The sequence below is a fragment of the Undibacterium sp. Rencai35W genome, from assembly GCF_049340185.1.
Classification (GTDB): Bacteria; Pseudomonadota; Gammaproteobacteria; order Burkholderiales; family Burkholderiaceae_D; genus Undibacterium.
Map to the genome: position 1 here is coordinate 1 of NZ_JBMPPC010000006.1, position 14,258 is coordinate 14,258.

The following is a 14,258-nucleotide window of genomic DNA, read 5'->3' on the forward strand; positions in this document are numbered from 1 at the left end:
CACGCAGATTCCATGTCGGCACGGAACACAATAGATTCCACATTAGATGCCGGATATACGACTGCAGGCTTATTCCTCGCGCCAGAACTATTGACTAATTTCTTGTACTTTGGGGGGAGTCCATATATGATGGGTTAGACTAAACCCACTGATTTTCATAAATGGTACTACGAAGAGCCCGAGCAGCAAAAAATGCCATTTGCTCAAGCTCTTGCTCAGTTTGCTCTGGACACTCAAGAAGGCTAGCATCATTCCAGGGGTCGTCTATGTGCACCCACTTGTTGCGATATTTGCGCAGTAAGTGGAGATTAGTTTTTAGTTCGGTTTTGATACTGGCATGATTAATTAAATCAATAAGACGTTCTTTACCTGTGACTGAATATTCGGAACGAAGATAAGTTTCAATACCCGATACGGCGGTAAGTATTGAGGCTAGGTGCGCGCCCTTTACAAAGGCAGTGTCTGCTTCTCGCACAATAAAACTGCACCACTCAGAGAGAATAACGCCACCTTTAAGCAGCTCATCATCGAGAGTAATTAAAAGTTCCCGACGCTCATCTTCGGTCATAGTGGCTAACTTCAAATAGAGTGAAAAAGATTCCGCCCAACCTGGCGGCCTGTCTGCCTATCCTGGCGAGGCAGTTCCTTCGTAACCGTTGCTCTGTAATGCTTTCAGCAATATGCTGTAATTTTTATCAGTACTAAATAACCGGGAAAGGCAGACAGCTTTCGTGGACGCCGCGCATTTCACTTTCGAAGCAATTTTTAAACAAGCGAAGTTGTTCAGTGGCCTTAAAAATTGCCTGCGTGACAAGTGCAATAGATTACGCACGACTTGAGGCTATGTCTAGTGGATTCGACGGGTGGTCCGCTTTCGTCTCTATGCGGGCGCTCAAGAAAATCGTTTGATTAGCTCCTTCGAGCACGAAGCAGCCGATCACAAGACAAAGTCTGTCAGATTAAATATGAAGTACCGCAAATAGACATTGACCAAAATTGCGAAACAAAAATGAGCCTCAAGCTTAGTCTGAGACTCTTTTGTATTGACTGCATTCGTGGCACCACGATCACATAAATTCAATTAATGGCAGCCACCATGATGTGTACCCAGATTAGCCGGTGCACCACCATCGGCGCTTGCCAGACTCTGCAATATCCCACAATCACTGCTCGCTTGTACGTGTTGGCATAGGCTGCGGAGCTCGCATAATTGCGTTTGCAAATTGCTGAGTTCAGCGATTCTGTGTGCTACATGATGGATATGTTCGTCCAGCAGCGTATTCACTTCTGCACAATTTTCTTGTGGAGCGTCGCGAAACTTTAACAAGTGACGGATTTCTTCCAACGTCATATCGAGCGAGCGGCAGTTGCGGATAAATTGCAGTCGCTCTACATGTCCATCGTCATACAGTCTGAAATTGCCATCTGAGCGCGCTGGCGGCGGGAGCAATTTTTCTTTTTCGTAATAGCGCACGGTCTCTACCAGACAGCCTGTTCTTTTCGCCAGTTCACCGATTTTTAAACCGGCGCTGGTTGCTGTGTTCTGTTCCCGATTTATTAGATTTTTAGTCATCAACATGCCTTTATTTCTAAATTGCACTTGACTCTGTAGCTGCTACAGGGTCTCTAATGTGCAATATACGCTTATTTAGGAAACAGCATGCCGCACGACCATCATTCGCATCACCATTCATCTGATCAGAAAATTGATCATGAACCGGCTCATCAGGCCCATTCTGACGATCAGATTCAACATGGACATAGTTGCAGCCACGATCATTCGCATGCGTCTGACGCTGCATCGGGCAATCACAAGCCGGATGTGGACTTAGTCGCTGATAAGACAGAGTTGATCGCGGCAGCTGGCAGCGTGAAATCCTTATTCTCTATTGAAAATATGGATTGCCCAACTGAGGAGGCATTGATACGCAATAAGTTTGCGAACATGGACGGTATCAGCAAACTGCACTTCAATCTGATGCAACGTAAATTGACAGTGATTCATCTGCCAGATCAGCGGACCCAAGTTCAATCCGCATTGAACGCGATTGGAATGGATGCGGTGTTGTTGGAGGATGCCGCTTCCATCGGTTCTAACCTGCCAGCGCCATCTCATAACTCACCTGCTGCAACGCGAAAAAAATGGATATTGCTAGCGATTGCGGGTGCGGCTGCTTTGATCGCCGAAGTGATTGCATTGGTCAGCGGCTCTGATCGCTCTTGGCCCATTGTTCTGTTGTGTCTGTGTGCTATCGGGCTGAGTGGCCTGGGCACATACAAGAAGGGTTGGATTGCGTTAAAAAATGCGAACCTCAACATCAATGCCTTGATGTCGATCGCAGTGACCGGCGCGGTCGTTCTGCAGCAGTGGCCAGAGGCGGCGATGGTCATGGTCTTATTTACATTAGCGGAAATGATCGAGGCTCTGTCACTGGACCGTGCGCGTAATGCGATCCGCGGCTTGATGGCGATGACGCCTGAACAGGCGACGGTATTACAAGCCGATGGCAAATGGGAAGTCATTGAGGCGGCGAGTGCACAGCTCGGCGCCAGTGTCCGGGTTGCGCCTGGTGAGCGGATACCGCTGGATGGTTTGATCAGCAAAGGACAATCAAGCGTGAATCAGGCTCCGATCACAGGCGAGAGCATGCCAGTAGAAAAAGTGCCAGGCGATAAAGTATTTGCCGGTACGATCAATCAGACGGGTTCTTTTGACTACACGGTGACGGCATTACAAAATGATTCCACCATGTCGCGCGTTATTCACGCGGTGGAAGAGGCGCAAGCTAGTAAAGCGCCGACCCAAGGTTTTGTGGATCGTTTTGCGAAGGTCTATACGCCTTGCGTATTTTTGATCGCACTGGCCATCGCCATTGTTCCGCCATTGGCAATGGGTTTGCCATGGATGATCTGGTTTTATAAAGCGCTGGTTTTACTGGTGATTGCCTGCCCTTGTGCCTTGGTGGTTTCTACCCCCGTTACCGTGGTCAGCGGATTGTCGGCTGCTGCCAAGGCCGGTATCTTGATCAAAGGGGGGCGTTATCTGGAGGAGGGGCATTATCTGAAGTCAATTGCGCTGGATAAAACGGGTACGATCACGCAAGGTAAGCCAATAGTAACTGACGTGGTAGTGATGGCGGGCACAGAGCAAGACAGCATGCTTCTTGCTGCCCAGTTAGCAGCACGCTCTGATCATCCGATGTCGCTTGCGATTCATGCATATTGGCGAGAAAAAAGGGGTGATGTGTTGACGGGTGAGGTCACTGATTTTGAAGCGCTGACCGGTCGCGGTACCAAAGGTCGCCTTGCTGCGGAATTTCACTATCTTGGGAATCATCGTCTGATCGAAGAATTGGGTATTTGCAATCCAGAAATCGAGACTGCGCTGAATCGACTGGAAGCGGAAGGTAAGAGCGTCGTCATGTTAAGTAATGATACGCACGTCATCGCACTGTTTGCCGTTGCTGATGCAGTGCGTGATACCAGTCGCGCAGCGATTGCGGAATTACATCAACTCGGCATACGAACCGTGATGCTGACAGGCGATAACACGTTGACCGCGAAATCAATTGCACGCCAGACCGGCATTGACGATGCGCGTGGGAATTTGCTACCGGAAGACAAACTGGCAGCGATCAAACAAGAGATCGCTCTATATCGTACTGTGGGTATGGTAGGTGACGGTATCAACGATGCTCCGGCATTAGCGCAAGCCAATATTGGCTTCGCCATGGGTGCTGCCGGAAGTGATACTGCTCTGGAAACTGCCGATGTCGCTTTGATGGATGATGACCTCAGAAAGATCCCACAATTTATCCGTCTGAGTCGCCGCACCGCCGCTATTCTCAAGCAAAATATCGCGATTGCCTTAGGCATTAAAATCGTATTTTTTGTGATGGCGATGATGGGAGTGGCGACTTTATGGATGGCGGTGTTTGCCGATATGGGGGCAAGCCTGATCGTGGTGTTTAACGGTTTGCGTTTATTACGCTGGAAACAAACTGATCACATAAGATAGCAAGATAACCGGATAATGAAGTCACAGGATCATGAGGTCAATGTGGCTAATTAGAATGAGGACTTGGCGCGGGTACACCTTACAGATCGGTCCAGATGTCCTCAGGTTGTGAGCGATCCCGATAGCATACGCGGGCATGATCCGGATAAGTGATCGTATCAACTGCTGCTCTGGTTCCTACCACCAGACATTTCGTCGGAGATTGACTTCGATTTTCAAGAAAATGACCGACCGCCACATTCGCCAGGAATGTGGCGGCATCACCTGGATGCAATACCGATTCATTTATCCCTTCGATGAGCGTTATCTCACCTTCCAGAACGTAGACCATTTCATCTTCTTTGCTATGCCAGTGTTTTTTACTGGAACGAGACCCCGGCTGCAGAATTTCGATGAATGCGCCAAACTGAGTGAGCTGGCCCGCTTCGCTGATCCATAAGGTCTGATCCGGCTCTGATGTTCCAGGTGTGGATGTTTCTTCCTTAAGAAACTGGTGGGGACTAAATACAGGCATGTGACTCATTCCTTTGTCAGTGGAATATCAGGTGGGATATCAGATGAAATATCAAATAGTGCGGTCTCTTAGATGCTAGAGCGGTATCACTTGAGCTCGCCACGTAAAAGCATGTGTAGGCGATCAAGGTTTTGTTCATTCGCCGGCTCGACGATATGACGTACTGCGTCTGCCACCTTCACGTCGTCAAACTCCTGAACCCACAACACTTTAGTACCTTCTTTGTCTGGTAATAAGGAAACGGTGAGCGTGAAATGAGGGTGTGAAACATGCCGAATCACAACTTTCTGTCCAGACTCGATTTCTTTGAATATATTTTCGTTATGAAAATTGGATCCGTCAGGACCATGCATGATGAACTTCCAGATACCACCTGTCTTGAACTCAAATATTTCAAATGTGTTTGTGAAGCCTTTTGGCCCCCACCATCGCATCAGCCTGCCGGGATCAGAAAAGCTCGCATAGATTTCATCAGGCGTGTACGGAAAGGTTCGCTGCGTCTGCATTATCTGAGTTTCATTCGTCGATTTGTCCATTGAAATAGCTCCGGTGATAGAAGTGTAGAGGTGACACTTGAAAAAAATAGCGGATAGATTTTAAGCGTACTGGTGGAGACCTCGGAATCTAAAGTCCCGGGCGATCCTTAAAGGTGCGTTGATGTAATCATGTTGGAGCATAAATAGCCTAAGAAGGCGTAATTTTGGTGCATCTTGTATCAATTTGTAATTTGTTGTCATGATAGATACAAATACTATGAAATTGCTACAGAAACAATTATTCTCGACAACAATTTTAGTTTTCAATATGCAACTAATAAGCAACTTGTTGAGAGCCTGAATTGAGGATTTGTCCAGATCATCTTTGTATGTACGGCGAGATCCTGCGTCATCACACTGGTATAAATGAAGGTATTTTGCCATCACCAACAGATTAAACAATGATCGGATAAAAAATGAATAACAAGAAGTTGAGATTAATCGCCTTTGCCGCGCTCACAGCATGTGGCGCTGCGGGTTCTGCCTATGCGGCGGATTGGCCGTCAGGTTTTTCTAAATGCGCAGATGAGGGTGGCGTTTGTAAAGTGGGTGACAAGGCGCGCCAGGTATCGTTCGGCTTAAAAGATAAATGGGTAATAAAATCCTTGTCTGGCAATGTCAGTTGTTCGGCTGCTAGCTTTGGTGTGGCGGCCAGCGCTGACGTAAAAGAGAAATGTGCTGTCGGTCCAGAGGGCGGACAAGATAGCGGAAACGGCGGCAGTTCCAGTGGAGGTGGTTCAGGATCAGGCACTGGCACCACTCCGGCTGGATATAGCGGCGGCTTTGCAGGACAAGTCACTGGCGGCGGAACAGTGGCCCCTGTTGTTGTCACTAGCGCAGCGCAAATGCAAAACGCTATTGATGCTTATACGGGTACTGGCGGCCTGGTTATTCGTTACAGCGGTACTTTCGATTTCCGCACGATTCCTGATCCTTGTACTCAATGGAAGAAACCTCAGGGTGCAATTGTTGAAGTCAAAAACAAAGGCAACATCACTATTGAGGGTACCAATGGCTCTGCCGCCAATTTTGGTATCGCTGTCAAAGGCGGTTCGACCAACATCATTATCCGCAATATGACGATCGGCCTGTTACCCGGCTCTATTGACGCGATTGGCATTGAAGGTCAGAGTGGTAAATTCCCTGGCTATGTCTGGGTGGATCACAATACCCTGTTTAGCTCACTGGCGGAGTGTTCCGGCGCTGGCGACCTGGAATTTGATGGGCTGGTCGATAACAAAGCCGGTGCACATCATCTTACTTACTCCTACAACTACATCCACGATCATCATAAGGTAGGCTTGATTGGTTCTAGTGATAGCGATGCAAGCGACCGCTATATCACCTTCCATCACAATTACTACAAAGACGTCGGCTCACGTGTACCTTTGCAGCGCGGCGGCTACACCCACATGTATAACAATCTATATAGCGGTCTCAAGACCTCTGGTATCAATGTGCGTATGAGCGGTTATGCTTTGATCGAAAACAACTACTTCGAGAATTCACAAAACCCGGTGACTTCCCGAGATAGTTCGGTGATCGGTAACTGGGAGCTGCGCAACAATAACATCAAGACGCCTGCCGATTTCAGTACCTACGGAATCAAGTGGGTTGCCAGCGACTCCAAGCCTACCCGCGATGCGACGGACTGGGTTACCACAGCGCATTTACCCATTGGTATCTCGTACAGCTACACACCAGATGAACCCGCCTGTGTGAAGCAAAAATTACCAGCAGTTGTTGGGGCAGGTACGTCCCTCGCCAAGCTAAGCTGTAAGTGATCCCTAGTTGGTAAGCCATTTATACTGGCCGTGATTTGTCTACGAATTGCCAGTTATTGTGTTTGCACGCAGGCGTAAAAAAAGCCCTCAGAGATGAGGGCTTTTTTACTTACCGGCTGCTATTCATACCAGCTTAGTAATTTCAGTCAGGCTTGCGAAAATCATTTTCAATCCAAGCGTTGGCATTACTCATCGAGAGTTTATAGTTCGCGGCGACTTTGACTTTGGCTAACTCATTACGGTCTGCATCATGCGCCGACAGGATGGCATAAGGATCGTCGTCATCCGGCACGATATCCAGGCTGATTTTGTAGTCTGCAGTTGCGGTGCTGACCATTAAACTCTTATGCAAAATGGCATGCAGTTGTTGTTCGTGACGACGGATGACTTCAGACGCTGTTTTGACCAGCGTGCCAAATGCGTTTGCATCTAACGGTTTTGGATTTTTCTTGTCGCGACCCATGGTCCACGGACCAACTAGTGCAGGCTCAGGTTCTCCATCCTTGATCATGGCAACCGCCCAGCCCTCATCGTCGTCATTCTTGATAACACGTGCAGTCCAGCCCTTGTCCTTCCACAGACGTGGTTCTTGAATTTTTTCATCTGAGTCCTGCGCACTATCTTCAGGTAAATCAACGGGGTCGGTAAAATCGTTCATGCGCTACTTTCTGTCAATACATTGAGATCACTCCTCGCCAGAGGACTGATTGATGGAGTCGGGTGAATCTGAAAATAAAAAACCTCTTGGATTTTCAAGAGGTTAATGTTGAACGAGTCTTATGTTAAAGCCTTAGCACGTCATCAGATTAAGTGCGACGATTGTAATGCATTTCTCACTTGTTCGATCGCATCAGAATCGCCAGCCCTAGCTTGTTATAGTCGCTTATTGCTTACTTCATCGCCTTGGCTGACGTGGTGTAGAGATCAATGATCGTGCTGATAGCATCGCTGCATACATGGCAAAAGCTATCGCTACGGTCAAACATGATGCATTGCATTTCAGGGCGATAATAGCCTTTCGCTTCATAATTGGCACCTTCAAAAGCGCCAACCACATGTTGATGCGGTGCTTTTGAAAACAAGGCATTGTTATAGTGCAGATCTTCTTTAAATAAGGCACTCATTTCGGATTCCGGTCTGTTCGCCGCGCGCAGGGCAGAGCGCTTCTTCTGATACTCGCGGGAATGTTCCTCGTACACCTCTTTTGGCCACGGGCTAGGCAAAGGTGTACCGGCTTTTACTTTATTTTTCCATTTTAATTGTGCCGGATCTGATAATGCAGTGACATTCGGCTCCCATGGTTCCTGGCGACTAGCACTGGACTGATAGGCGACGGGTGATGTGTAATATTCGTCTGCCAAACCAGCGAAGTGATGACCAAATTCATGAACGAATAAGTAATTTGCCCAATCGTTGCTGGCTGCAGCTGTACTGAACTGGCCAAAAATACCACCGCCACCGTAAGTGTCGTTATTCACTAAAATCTCGATGAATTCGTAGGGTGCATATTGCGCAATATCACGCAAGGCGCGGTTATCTGTGGTCAGTACATAACGCTCACTACCAAAGATATCGTAACGGGTTCCCAGCGGTGATGAGTGATATACCCCGGTCGACGGGCGTGACACGCCAGATTCCTGCGTTGGCACGGCCATCGCCCAGACATTGAAATCTTTTGCCCGTTCACGGAAGGGCGATACCTGAAATAAATGATCCGACAACTTACGCGCATCGTTTTCAAACTTTGTCATATCTGCTGCCGTGTAGCCGTCACCTAAAATCAGCAGATCAACCTTTTGATCAGATGGACCACTCACTCTGATCGGGATGACCTTTGCCGGAGCCGGGCCTTGATGGCGAACCACATCCTGCGCGTCGGTATCGATGTCGATACTCCAGGTGACGACGAATTTATTTTTTTCATCGCGCTTGAGGATGCGAACGCGCACTGGTTTTTCTGGTTTAGGAAAACGAACTGACTCTTGAAATGCACGTTGTACTTTATTCGCTTCTTCCGTGCTGCTCCACTCACCAAAAATTGTCGAGAAACCTCGTGAGTACAGTAATTCACCCGTTTTTAAATCTGATACCTCGACCTTATTGACACCACGGTCACTATCGTCAACCGGTCGTGCGAGATTGCCCGCCCAAGGTAAAGGCTCAATCAGAACACGCTCAATCGCATAGTTTTCGGTACTGGCATTCCCCGTATGGACATAGTCAACCCGCACTGTTGCGGGTACTCCGGCATTTGCGGTGATTGATGCAGTGAACAACAAATGCAAGGCAGAAAAAAATAGAATCACGGCTTTCTTATACACGATGGCTCCGTAGAATTGAGATAGCCGATATTGTATGCTGTAGAAATATATTGTGATGCCCGATGATGACGGAAATTCAGATGTATTCCGGTACTCAGTAAAAGATCTGAACTTCTAAATGAAAAATCTCTGATAAGGTTTTTTATCAGAGATTTGATCAGCATTAATAAGCGTATGCATTTTTGATGCAGTCAAGCAGATCTAATTCGTCATCGTTTCAATCCACTTGTGTAAGCGAGCTGTTGCAGCGTTTACATTCACTTCAAATTCTTTCCATTTTTTTGCGCTGGCGTTTTTCATTGCGGCTAACTTGTCTTCTGCGCTAGCGACATCTAATTTCATGGCAACGATTTGTTGATCTAGTTTTTGTTTTGCATCGGCATTCGCCGTTGTCGTCTTTTTCTCCAGTTCGGCTATTTTTGCTTTTGCCTTGGCAATATCTTGCTCAGCGAATGCAATAAATTGATCCCGTTTCGCAGTCTCTGTCGCATAGTCAAAGCGTGGCATCGATTTAACCATGTCTTTGGTTGCTCCCGGCATGACTAGACGACCATTTTGATCTATAACTTGTGTGATAGGAATCGCCACATCATGGCGACCAATACCAACAAACCCACCCGCACCGATGATTAGATAGGACACGCTTTTATCTGGCGCAATGATCAGATCTTCTACGATACCAATTTTTTCTTTTTGTTCGTTATAAATTGCTTTACCCATAATATTTTTCTTCACACTCCATCCCAGGGCGAGCCGGCTTGCTTCTGTCACCGATACACTGACCGTGGTAGAGCCAGCTACTTGCGCACTTGCGCCATTGGCGAGTGAGATGAGGAATATCATGCAGATTGCTGGGAGTAGGTAATTCGTGTTCATTTCGCTCTCTTTTAGCTAGGTTTTTGTGAAATATCGGAGTGTAATTAATCGGATGTAGTTATCAGGGAAGGTGATGTATTGAATGACTTAAGGCGGTGAGACATGAAGTTTCACCCACGCTTCAAATGCGTGCATCCATGTCTGTATAAAATGTTTACTGTGTTCTCCGATATCCCCGTCAGCTGTAAACAGTGCATCCGTCGCCTGGATAAAGGCTTCTGGCTGCCCCAATGTTGGCGCATTGAGATAGCTAAGAACATTTCTGAGATGTTGTTGTGCCATTGCGGTTCCTGTGCTGCCAGGCGACACCCCAAGAATGCCAGCGGGTTTGCCCGACCACGCACTTTGACCATAGGGGCGTGAGGCGTGATCCAACGCATTTTTTAGTACGCCGGGGATAGATCGGTTGTATTCCGCGGTAACGAAGAGTAAACCTTGAGATGCCTTAATATCGCTCTTTAATTGGCGAACAGATTCTGCCTGATTTGCATCATGGTCTTGGTTATATAGCGGCAGATTTCCAATATGAAGTTGCTTAAATGAGAAATCGTGAGATCCCATTTTTGTCAACGCATTGGCAAGTTTTTGGTTGAATGAATCTTGGCGCAGACTACCCACAACGATACCGATTTGATACATATTGCCTCCGGGGAGATTAATTGCAAAAGCTATCTTTGCAGATTCGAACAGGACATTTTTAATGAAATGTATGTCGGCACGGAAATACACCTGTTAACGAATTAAATTTCGATCATGACTTTTAATGCATGCGTATCACTTGCATGAGAAAAGGTCTCATAGGCATCCATAATTTGGTCGAAGCTGTAGCGATGAGTGATCAGCAATTGAGGGTCAATTTTTTTCGATTGAAGTGACCTCAGTAACATGGGGGTAGTCACCGCATCGACCAGACGGGTTGTGATGGTGATGTTTCTGTCCCAGAGATTTTCCAGATGGAGGTCAACTTTCTTGCCATGTACACCAATGTTGGCGATGGTACCTCCGGGAGCGATAATTTTTTCACAAAGCTCAAACGTAGCGGGTACGCCGACAGCTTCTATAGCGGTATCGACTCCACGGCCATTTGTTAATTTCATGATGGTCTCTGCTGCCTTGCCATCGCTGCTATCTACGATCGAGGTGGCACCGAATCGTATGGCGACCTCGAGCCGGTTTATGTTCAGATCTATCATGATGATCTCGGCAGGAGAATAGAATTGTGCAGTAAGCAGCGCAGCTAAACCAATTGGGCCGGCTCCAATAATGGCGACGACACTACCCGGCTGTACTTTTCCATTCAGAACCCCACACTCAAATCCGGTCGGCAAGATGTCACTGAGCATAACTAATGCTTCTTCATCTGATCCGGCAGGAATAGGATAGAGACTAGTGTCTGCATAGGGGATACGTACAAATTCTGCCTGAGTGCCATCAATCTTATTTCCTAATATCCACCCACCGGTTGTGCAGTGCGAGTACATGAGTTTGCGGCAGTATTCACATTTTCCGCAGGAACTGATACAGGAAATGAGTACATGGTCGCCTACTTTGAACGCACTGACTGACGGACCTATCGCCTCAATAATCCCTACACCCTCATGACCTAAAATTCTTCCAGGGACACAGCTTGGAACATCGCCTTTCAATATGTGCAGGTCGGTACCGCATATCGTTGTTTTTGTGACTCTGACTATCGCGTCTGTTGCTTCGATTATTCCGGGTTTTGGTCTCATTTCAACTACGCTTTTCCCAGGACCTTGGTAGATAAAAGCTTTCATATAACTAATCCCTATTTCTATGATCTTGCTAGAATAATTGTTCGAATTTATTGAACAGATATCATGTCTATTGGTTCAATTGACGTATTTTTCAAACGCTATTTCAAAGCACATTTATAGTGGTTTGTTAAAATGAATTATTCTCTCAATACGGCCGTTTATCTGTTCGTTGCACCACAGAGGGTTTATTTTATTTCGCTTAACTCGTTCTTTAAAAAAGAAGAAAATATGTGAATGGCCTTCACTCTTTGACGAGCATTTAATCGACGGTTAGTCCATTTTTAGGATGTGGTCTTTTGAATTAAATAAGCTTATTACTACAAGCAATGCCATCCTGATTTAGCTCGAAGCGATGTGATTTGATTTTCAAGTTCAGATATACGTCGCATCAGCGTCACGGCTAATACCATGCCGTTTCTGTCCAGCTCAAAATCGTCACGAATTCTGCGCGCATTCCTTGCAGTAATTAACGCTTGCATAGAGAAAATTTTTACGCTCTGCTCGTCACTTAAGAGCTTGATGAGTTCATTTTCAATTAAATCCTGAATTTCATTTCCCGATAAGCCGGAAATTTCTATCAGATCATTTTCGGAATAGACCGACATATTGTCGATCCATGCAAGGTCAGAAATAGAGGTAATCATGTCGGTCCTTTGTTGAAATTTTTTCTTGGAAGGAAGTCCGATGTATTCGCGAGCTGCTGATAAAGATCGTGGTCTGGTTGAGAAATGGTTTTAGGCATTACAACCTGAATCACGGCATATAGATTTCCCATAGATCCGTCTGATGAGGGCAAGCCTCGCTGTGCTAACCGCAATCGTTGTCCTGATGATGTTCCTGCCCTGACATTTAGTTCTACGTTTCCTGTTAGGGTCGGTATTTCTATCTTTGCTCCCAATGCCAGTTCCCAGGCTGCAACTGGTACATCAAGATACAGATCGCGTCCATCGAGACGGAATAGAGGGTGTGTTGCGATTTCGATTACTACATAGAGATCACCTGCTTTTCCTCCATGTTGGCCAGGACCTCCTTTACCTTTTAACCGGAGTCGCTGGCCGCTGACTGCACCCTTGGGAACGGTGATGCGAAATGTACGTGGAACCCGATGTAGTAAACCTTGTTCGTCATATTCCGGAAGTGAAACAGTGAGCTCAGTCTCACCACCAGCATATATTTTTTCCAGTGACACTGAAATCGACACGGAATAGTCTTCGCCAGAAACAGGGAAATTTCTATGCTTCCGCTCAGTGCTTTTGCTACCTTGTGAACTTGAGTCAAAACCGTTCGATCTGAAAGCGTTAAAGATATCTGCCAGGTCTACATCATCGAAGGAAGATGCATCAGAACTATATTGTTGTTGCCAATTTGGTGGAGGAGTAAAGTTCTCACCGTTGGCGTGTTTGCCAAGCTGGTCGTACTCAGTACGTTTTTCCGGATTTTTTAGAGTCGCGTATGCTTCCGCTGCTTCTTTAAATTTTTCTTCGCCTTGAGGATCTTTCGACACATCTGGATGGTATTGGTGAGCAAGCTTACGATAGGCTTTTTTAATATCACTTGTGCTAGCAGTTCGTGGAACTCCAAGGATCTCGTAATAGTCTTTGTATTTCATTGCAGTCCTTGGTAACGAAAGCGGTGACGTTGTCTTTCTAAGTGCACATAGCGTGAAATTTGCCGCTGGTCAGACGGTAGTGCCAATGAAGCTGCCTATTCCCGCAGTAACGCCCATGGCAAGCGCACTCCAAAAGCTGACACGTAACACACCGTTGAAAATAGATGCACCACCGACGTGGGCGGCTAATCCGCCAAGAATTGCGAGAAATAATAATGAGGCTGAGCTAATCGCGATAATTAAGTAGCCTGGTGCGGACAGCAAAATAACGATTAGTGGAAGCAACGCGCCTAAGGCAAAACTGGCAGCCGATGCCATTGCTGCATAAAGTGGTTTTGCACTCAGCGTATCGGTAATACCTAATTCGTCTCTCGTATGCGCCCCTAACGCATCATGAGCCATCAGCTGAGCTGCAACCTGAGCCGCTAATGACGGATCGAGACCCCTAGCCATATAAATATTGGCAAGTTCATTTTGTTCGTCGCTGGGATTGTCACGTAGTTCAACTTTTTCTTTTTCTAAGGCCGCTTGTTCAGTATCTGCCTGAGATTGCACGGACACATACTCACCGGTTGCCATTGACATAGCGCCAGCCACGAGACTGGCAATACCCGTAATCAACATGGTGTGATGGGTGGCGTGTGCTGTTGCCACGCCGAGCAATAGACTGGAGGCCGATACAATCCCGTCATTGGCACCAAGCACTGCGGCTCTCAACCAATTGACGTTCTCAAGTTTGTGCCGCTCTAAGTGTTGACGACGCATTGACGATTCCTCAAAAAAAACAAGTTATTTTTTATTTAAGAATAATTTGTTACTTCA

14 protein-coding genes are annotated in these 14,258 nt (G+C 46.7%); 2 read left to right on the forward strand and 12 right to left on the reverse strand.

The window, feature by feature from the left end; genetic code table 11:
- Positions 1–139 precede the first annotated feature (139 nt).
- Positions 140–568 carry a hypothetical protein gene (locus tag ACO0K3_RS13890; RefSeq protein WP_422985544.1) on the reverse strand — a complete coding sequence of 143 codons (429 nt, stop codon included), beginning with the start codon at positions 566–568 and terminating at the stop codon, positions 140–142.
- Positions 569–1,081: 513 nt separating this feature from the next.
- Positions 1,082–1,573: a Cd(II)/Pb(II)-responsive transcriptional regulator gene (cadR, locus tag ACO0K3_RS13895; RefSeq protein ID WP_422985546.1), complete on the reverse strand. Its 492-nt coding sequence runs from the start codon at positions 1,571–1,573 to the stop codon at positions 1,082–1,084.
- A gap of 87 nt (positions 1,574–1,660) precedes the next feature.
- On the opposite strand from cadR, the gene ACO0K3_RS13900 reads away from it, so the two are divergent.
- Entirely contained in the window at positions 1,661–4,018 is a 2,358-nt protein-coding gene (locus ACO0K3_RS13900) for a heavy metal translocating P-type ATPase (protein WP_422985548.1), read from the forward strand.
- Between the two features lie 79 nt (positions 4,019–4,097).
- Here ACO0K3_RS13900 and ACO0K3_RS13905 read toward each other — a convergent pair whose 3' ends face one another.
- Together ACO0K3_RS13905 and ACO0K3_RS13910 are read right to left on the reverse strand one after the other, a co-directional pair.
- Positions 4,098–4,532 carry a cupin domain-containing protein gene (locus ACO0K3_RS13905; protein ID WP_422985550.1) on the reverse strand — a complete coding sequence of 145 codons (435 nt, stop codon included), beginning with the start codon at positions 4,530–4,532 and terminating at the stop codon, positions 4,098–4,100.
- Between the two features lie 86 nt (positions 4,533–4,618).
- Positions 4,619–5,068, reverse strand: a complete 450-nt coding sequence (locus ACO0K3_RS13910; protein ID WP_422985552.1) for an SRPBCC domain-containing protein — start codon at positions 5,066–5,068, stop codon at positions 4,619–4,621.
- Between the two features lie 416 nt (positions 5,069–5,484).
- On the opposite strand from ACO0K3_RS13910, the gene ACO0K3_RS13915 reads away from it, so the two are divergent.
- Positions 5,485–6,852 (forward strand): pectate lyase family protein, encoded by a 1,368-nt coding sequence (locus tag ACO0K3_RS13915; RefSeq protein WP_422985554.1) that lies wholly within the window; start codon positions 5,485–5,487, stop codon positions 6,850–6,852.
- 142 nt (positions 6,853–6,994) lie between these two features.
- On the opposite strand, the gene ACO0K3_RS13920 is transcribed toward ACO0K3_RS13915, so the two are convergent.
- The 8 genes from ACO0K3_RS13920 to ACO0K3_RS13955 form a co-directional block, all read right to left on the reverse strand.
- Positions 6,995–7,510, reverse strand: coding sequence for a hypothetical protein (locus ACO0K3_RS13920; RefSeq protein ID WP_422985556.1), 516 nt, complete (start codon positions 7,508–7,510; stop codon positions 6,995–6,997).
- A 232-nt stretch (positions 7,511–7,742) separates the two neighbouring features.
- A complete protein-coding gene (locus tag ACO0K3_RS13925; protein WP_422985957.1) occupies positions 7,743–9,158 on the reverse strand; it encodes a M64 family metallopeptidase in 1,416 nt (471 codons plus the stop codon).
- 216 nt (positions 9,159–9,374) lie between these two features.
- Positions 9,375–10,016: a PRC-barrel domain-containing protein gene (locus tag ACO0K3_RS13930; RefSeq protein WP_422985558.1), complete on the reverse strand. Its 642-nt coding sequence runs from the start codon at positions 10,014–10,016 to the stop codon at positions 9,375–9,377.
- Between the two features lie 120 nt (positions 10,017–10,136).
- On the reverse strand, positions 10,137–10,688 hold the full coding sequence (locus ACO0K3_RS13935) for an NADPH-dependent FMN reductase (protein WP_422985560.1): 552 nt from the start codon (positions 10,686–10,688) through the stop codon (positions 10,137–10,139).
- 101 nt (positions 10,689–10,789) lie between these two features.
- Positions 10,790–11,827, reverse strand: coding sequence for a zinc-dependent alcohol dehydrogenase family protein (locus ACO0K3_RS13940; RefSeq protein ID WP_422985562.1), 1,038 nt, complete (start codon positions 11,825–11,827; stop codon positions 10,790–10,792).
- A gap of 317 nt (positions 11,828–12,144) precedes the next feature.
- On the reverse strand, positions 12,145–12,471 hold the full coding sequence (locus ACO0K3_RS13945) for a chaperone modulator CbpM (RefSeq protein WP_422985564.1): 327 nt from the start codon (positions 12,469–12,471) through the stop codon (positions 12,145–12,147).
- Complete coding sequence (locus tag ACO0K3_RS13950; RefSeq protein WP_422985566.1) at positions 12,468–13,436, reverse strand: DnaJ C-terminal domain-containing protein; 969 nt, start codon at positions 13,434–13,436, stop codon at positions 12,468–12,470. The genes ACO0K3_RS13945 and ACO0K3_RS13950 overlap by 4 nt, the downstream gene beginning before the upstream one ends.
- Before the next feature lie 69 nt (positions 13,437–13,505).
- Positions 13,506–14,201 (reverse strand): VIT1/CCC1 transporter family protein, encoded by a 696-nt coding sequence (locus ACO0K3_RS13955; RefSeq protein ID WP_422985568.1) that lies wholly within the window; start codon positions 14,199–14,201, stop codon positions 13,506–13,508.
- Positions 14,202–14,258 lie beyond the last annotated feature (57 nt).

Excerpts from the sequence above, each read along its gene's own strand:
- ACO0K3_RS13890 (WP_422985544.1), bottom strand. The coding sequence starts at position 568 with ATGACCGAAGATGAGCGTCGGGAACTTTTAATTACTCTCGATGATGAG.
- cadR (WP_422985546.1), bottom strand. The coding sequence starts at position 1,573 with ATGACTAAAAATCTAATAAATCGGGAACAGAACACAGCAACCAGCGCC.
- ACO0K3_RS13900 (WP_422985548.1), top strand. The coding sequence starts at position 1,661 with ATGCCGCACGACCATCATTCGCATCACCATTCATCTGATCAGAAAATT.
- ACO0K3_RS13905 (WP_422985550.1), bottom strand. The coding sequence starts at position 4,532 with ATGCCTGTATTTAGTCCCCACCAGTTTCTTAAGGAAGAAACATCCACA.
- ACO0K3_RS13910 (WP_422985552.1), bottom strand. The coding sequence starts at position 5,068 with ATGGACAAATCGACGAATGAAACTCAGATAATGCAGACGCAGCGAACC.
- ACO0K3_RS13915 (WP_422985554.1), top strand. The coding sequence starts at position 5,485 with ATGAATAACAAGAAGTTGAGATTAATCGCCTTTGCCGCGCTCACAGCA.
- ACO0K3_RS13920 (WP_422985556.1), bottom strand. The coding sequence starts at position 7,510 with ATGAACGATTTTACCGACCCCGTTGATTTACCTGAAGATAGTGCGCAG.
- ACO0K3_RS13930 (WP_422985558.1), bottom strand. The coding sequence starts at position 10,016 with ATGATATTCCTCATCTCACTCGCCAATGGCGCAAGTGCGCAAGTAGCT.
- ACO0K3_RS13935 (WP_422985560.1), bottom strand. The coding sequence starts at position 10,688 with ATGTATCAAATCGGTATCGTTGTGGGTAGTCTGCGCCAAGATTCATTC.
- ACO0K3_RS13940 (WP_422985562.1), bottom strand. The coding sequence starts at position 11,827 with ATGAAAGCTTTTATCTACCAAGGTCCTGGGAAAAGCGTAGTTGAAATG.
- ACO0K3_RS13945 (WP_422985564.1), bottom strand. The coding sequence starts at position 12,471 with ATGATTACCTCTATTTCTGACCTTGCATGGATCGACAATATGTCGGTC.
- ACO0K3_RS13950 (WP_422985566.1), bottom strand. The coding sequence starts at position 13,436 with ATGAAATACAAAGACTATTACGAGATCCTTGGAGTTCCACGAACTGCT.
- ACO0K3_RS13955 (WP_422985568.1), bottom strand. The coding sequence starts at position 14,201 with ATGCGTCGTCAACACTTAGAGCGGCACAAACTTGAGAACGTCAATTGG.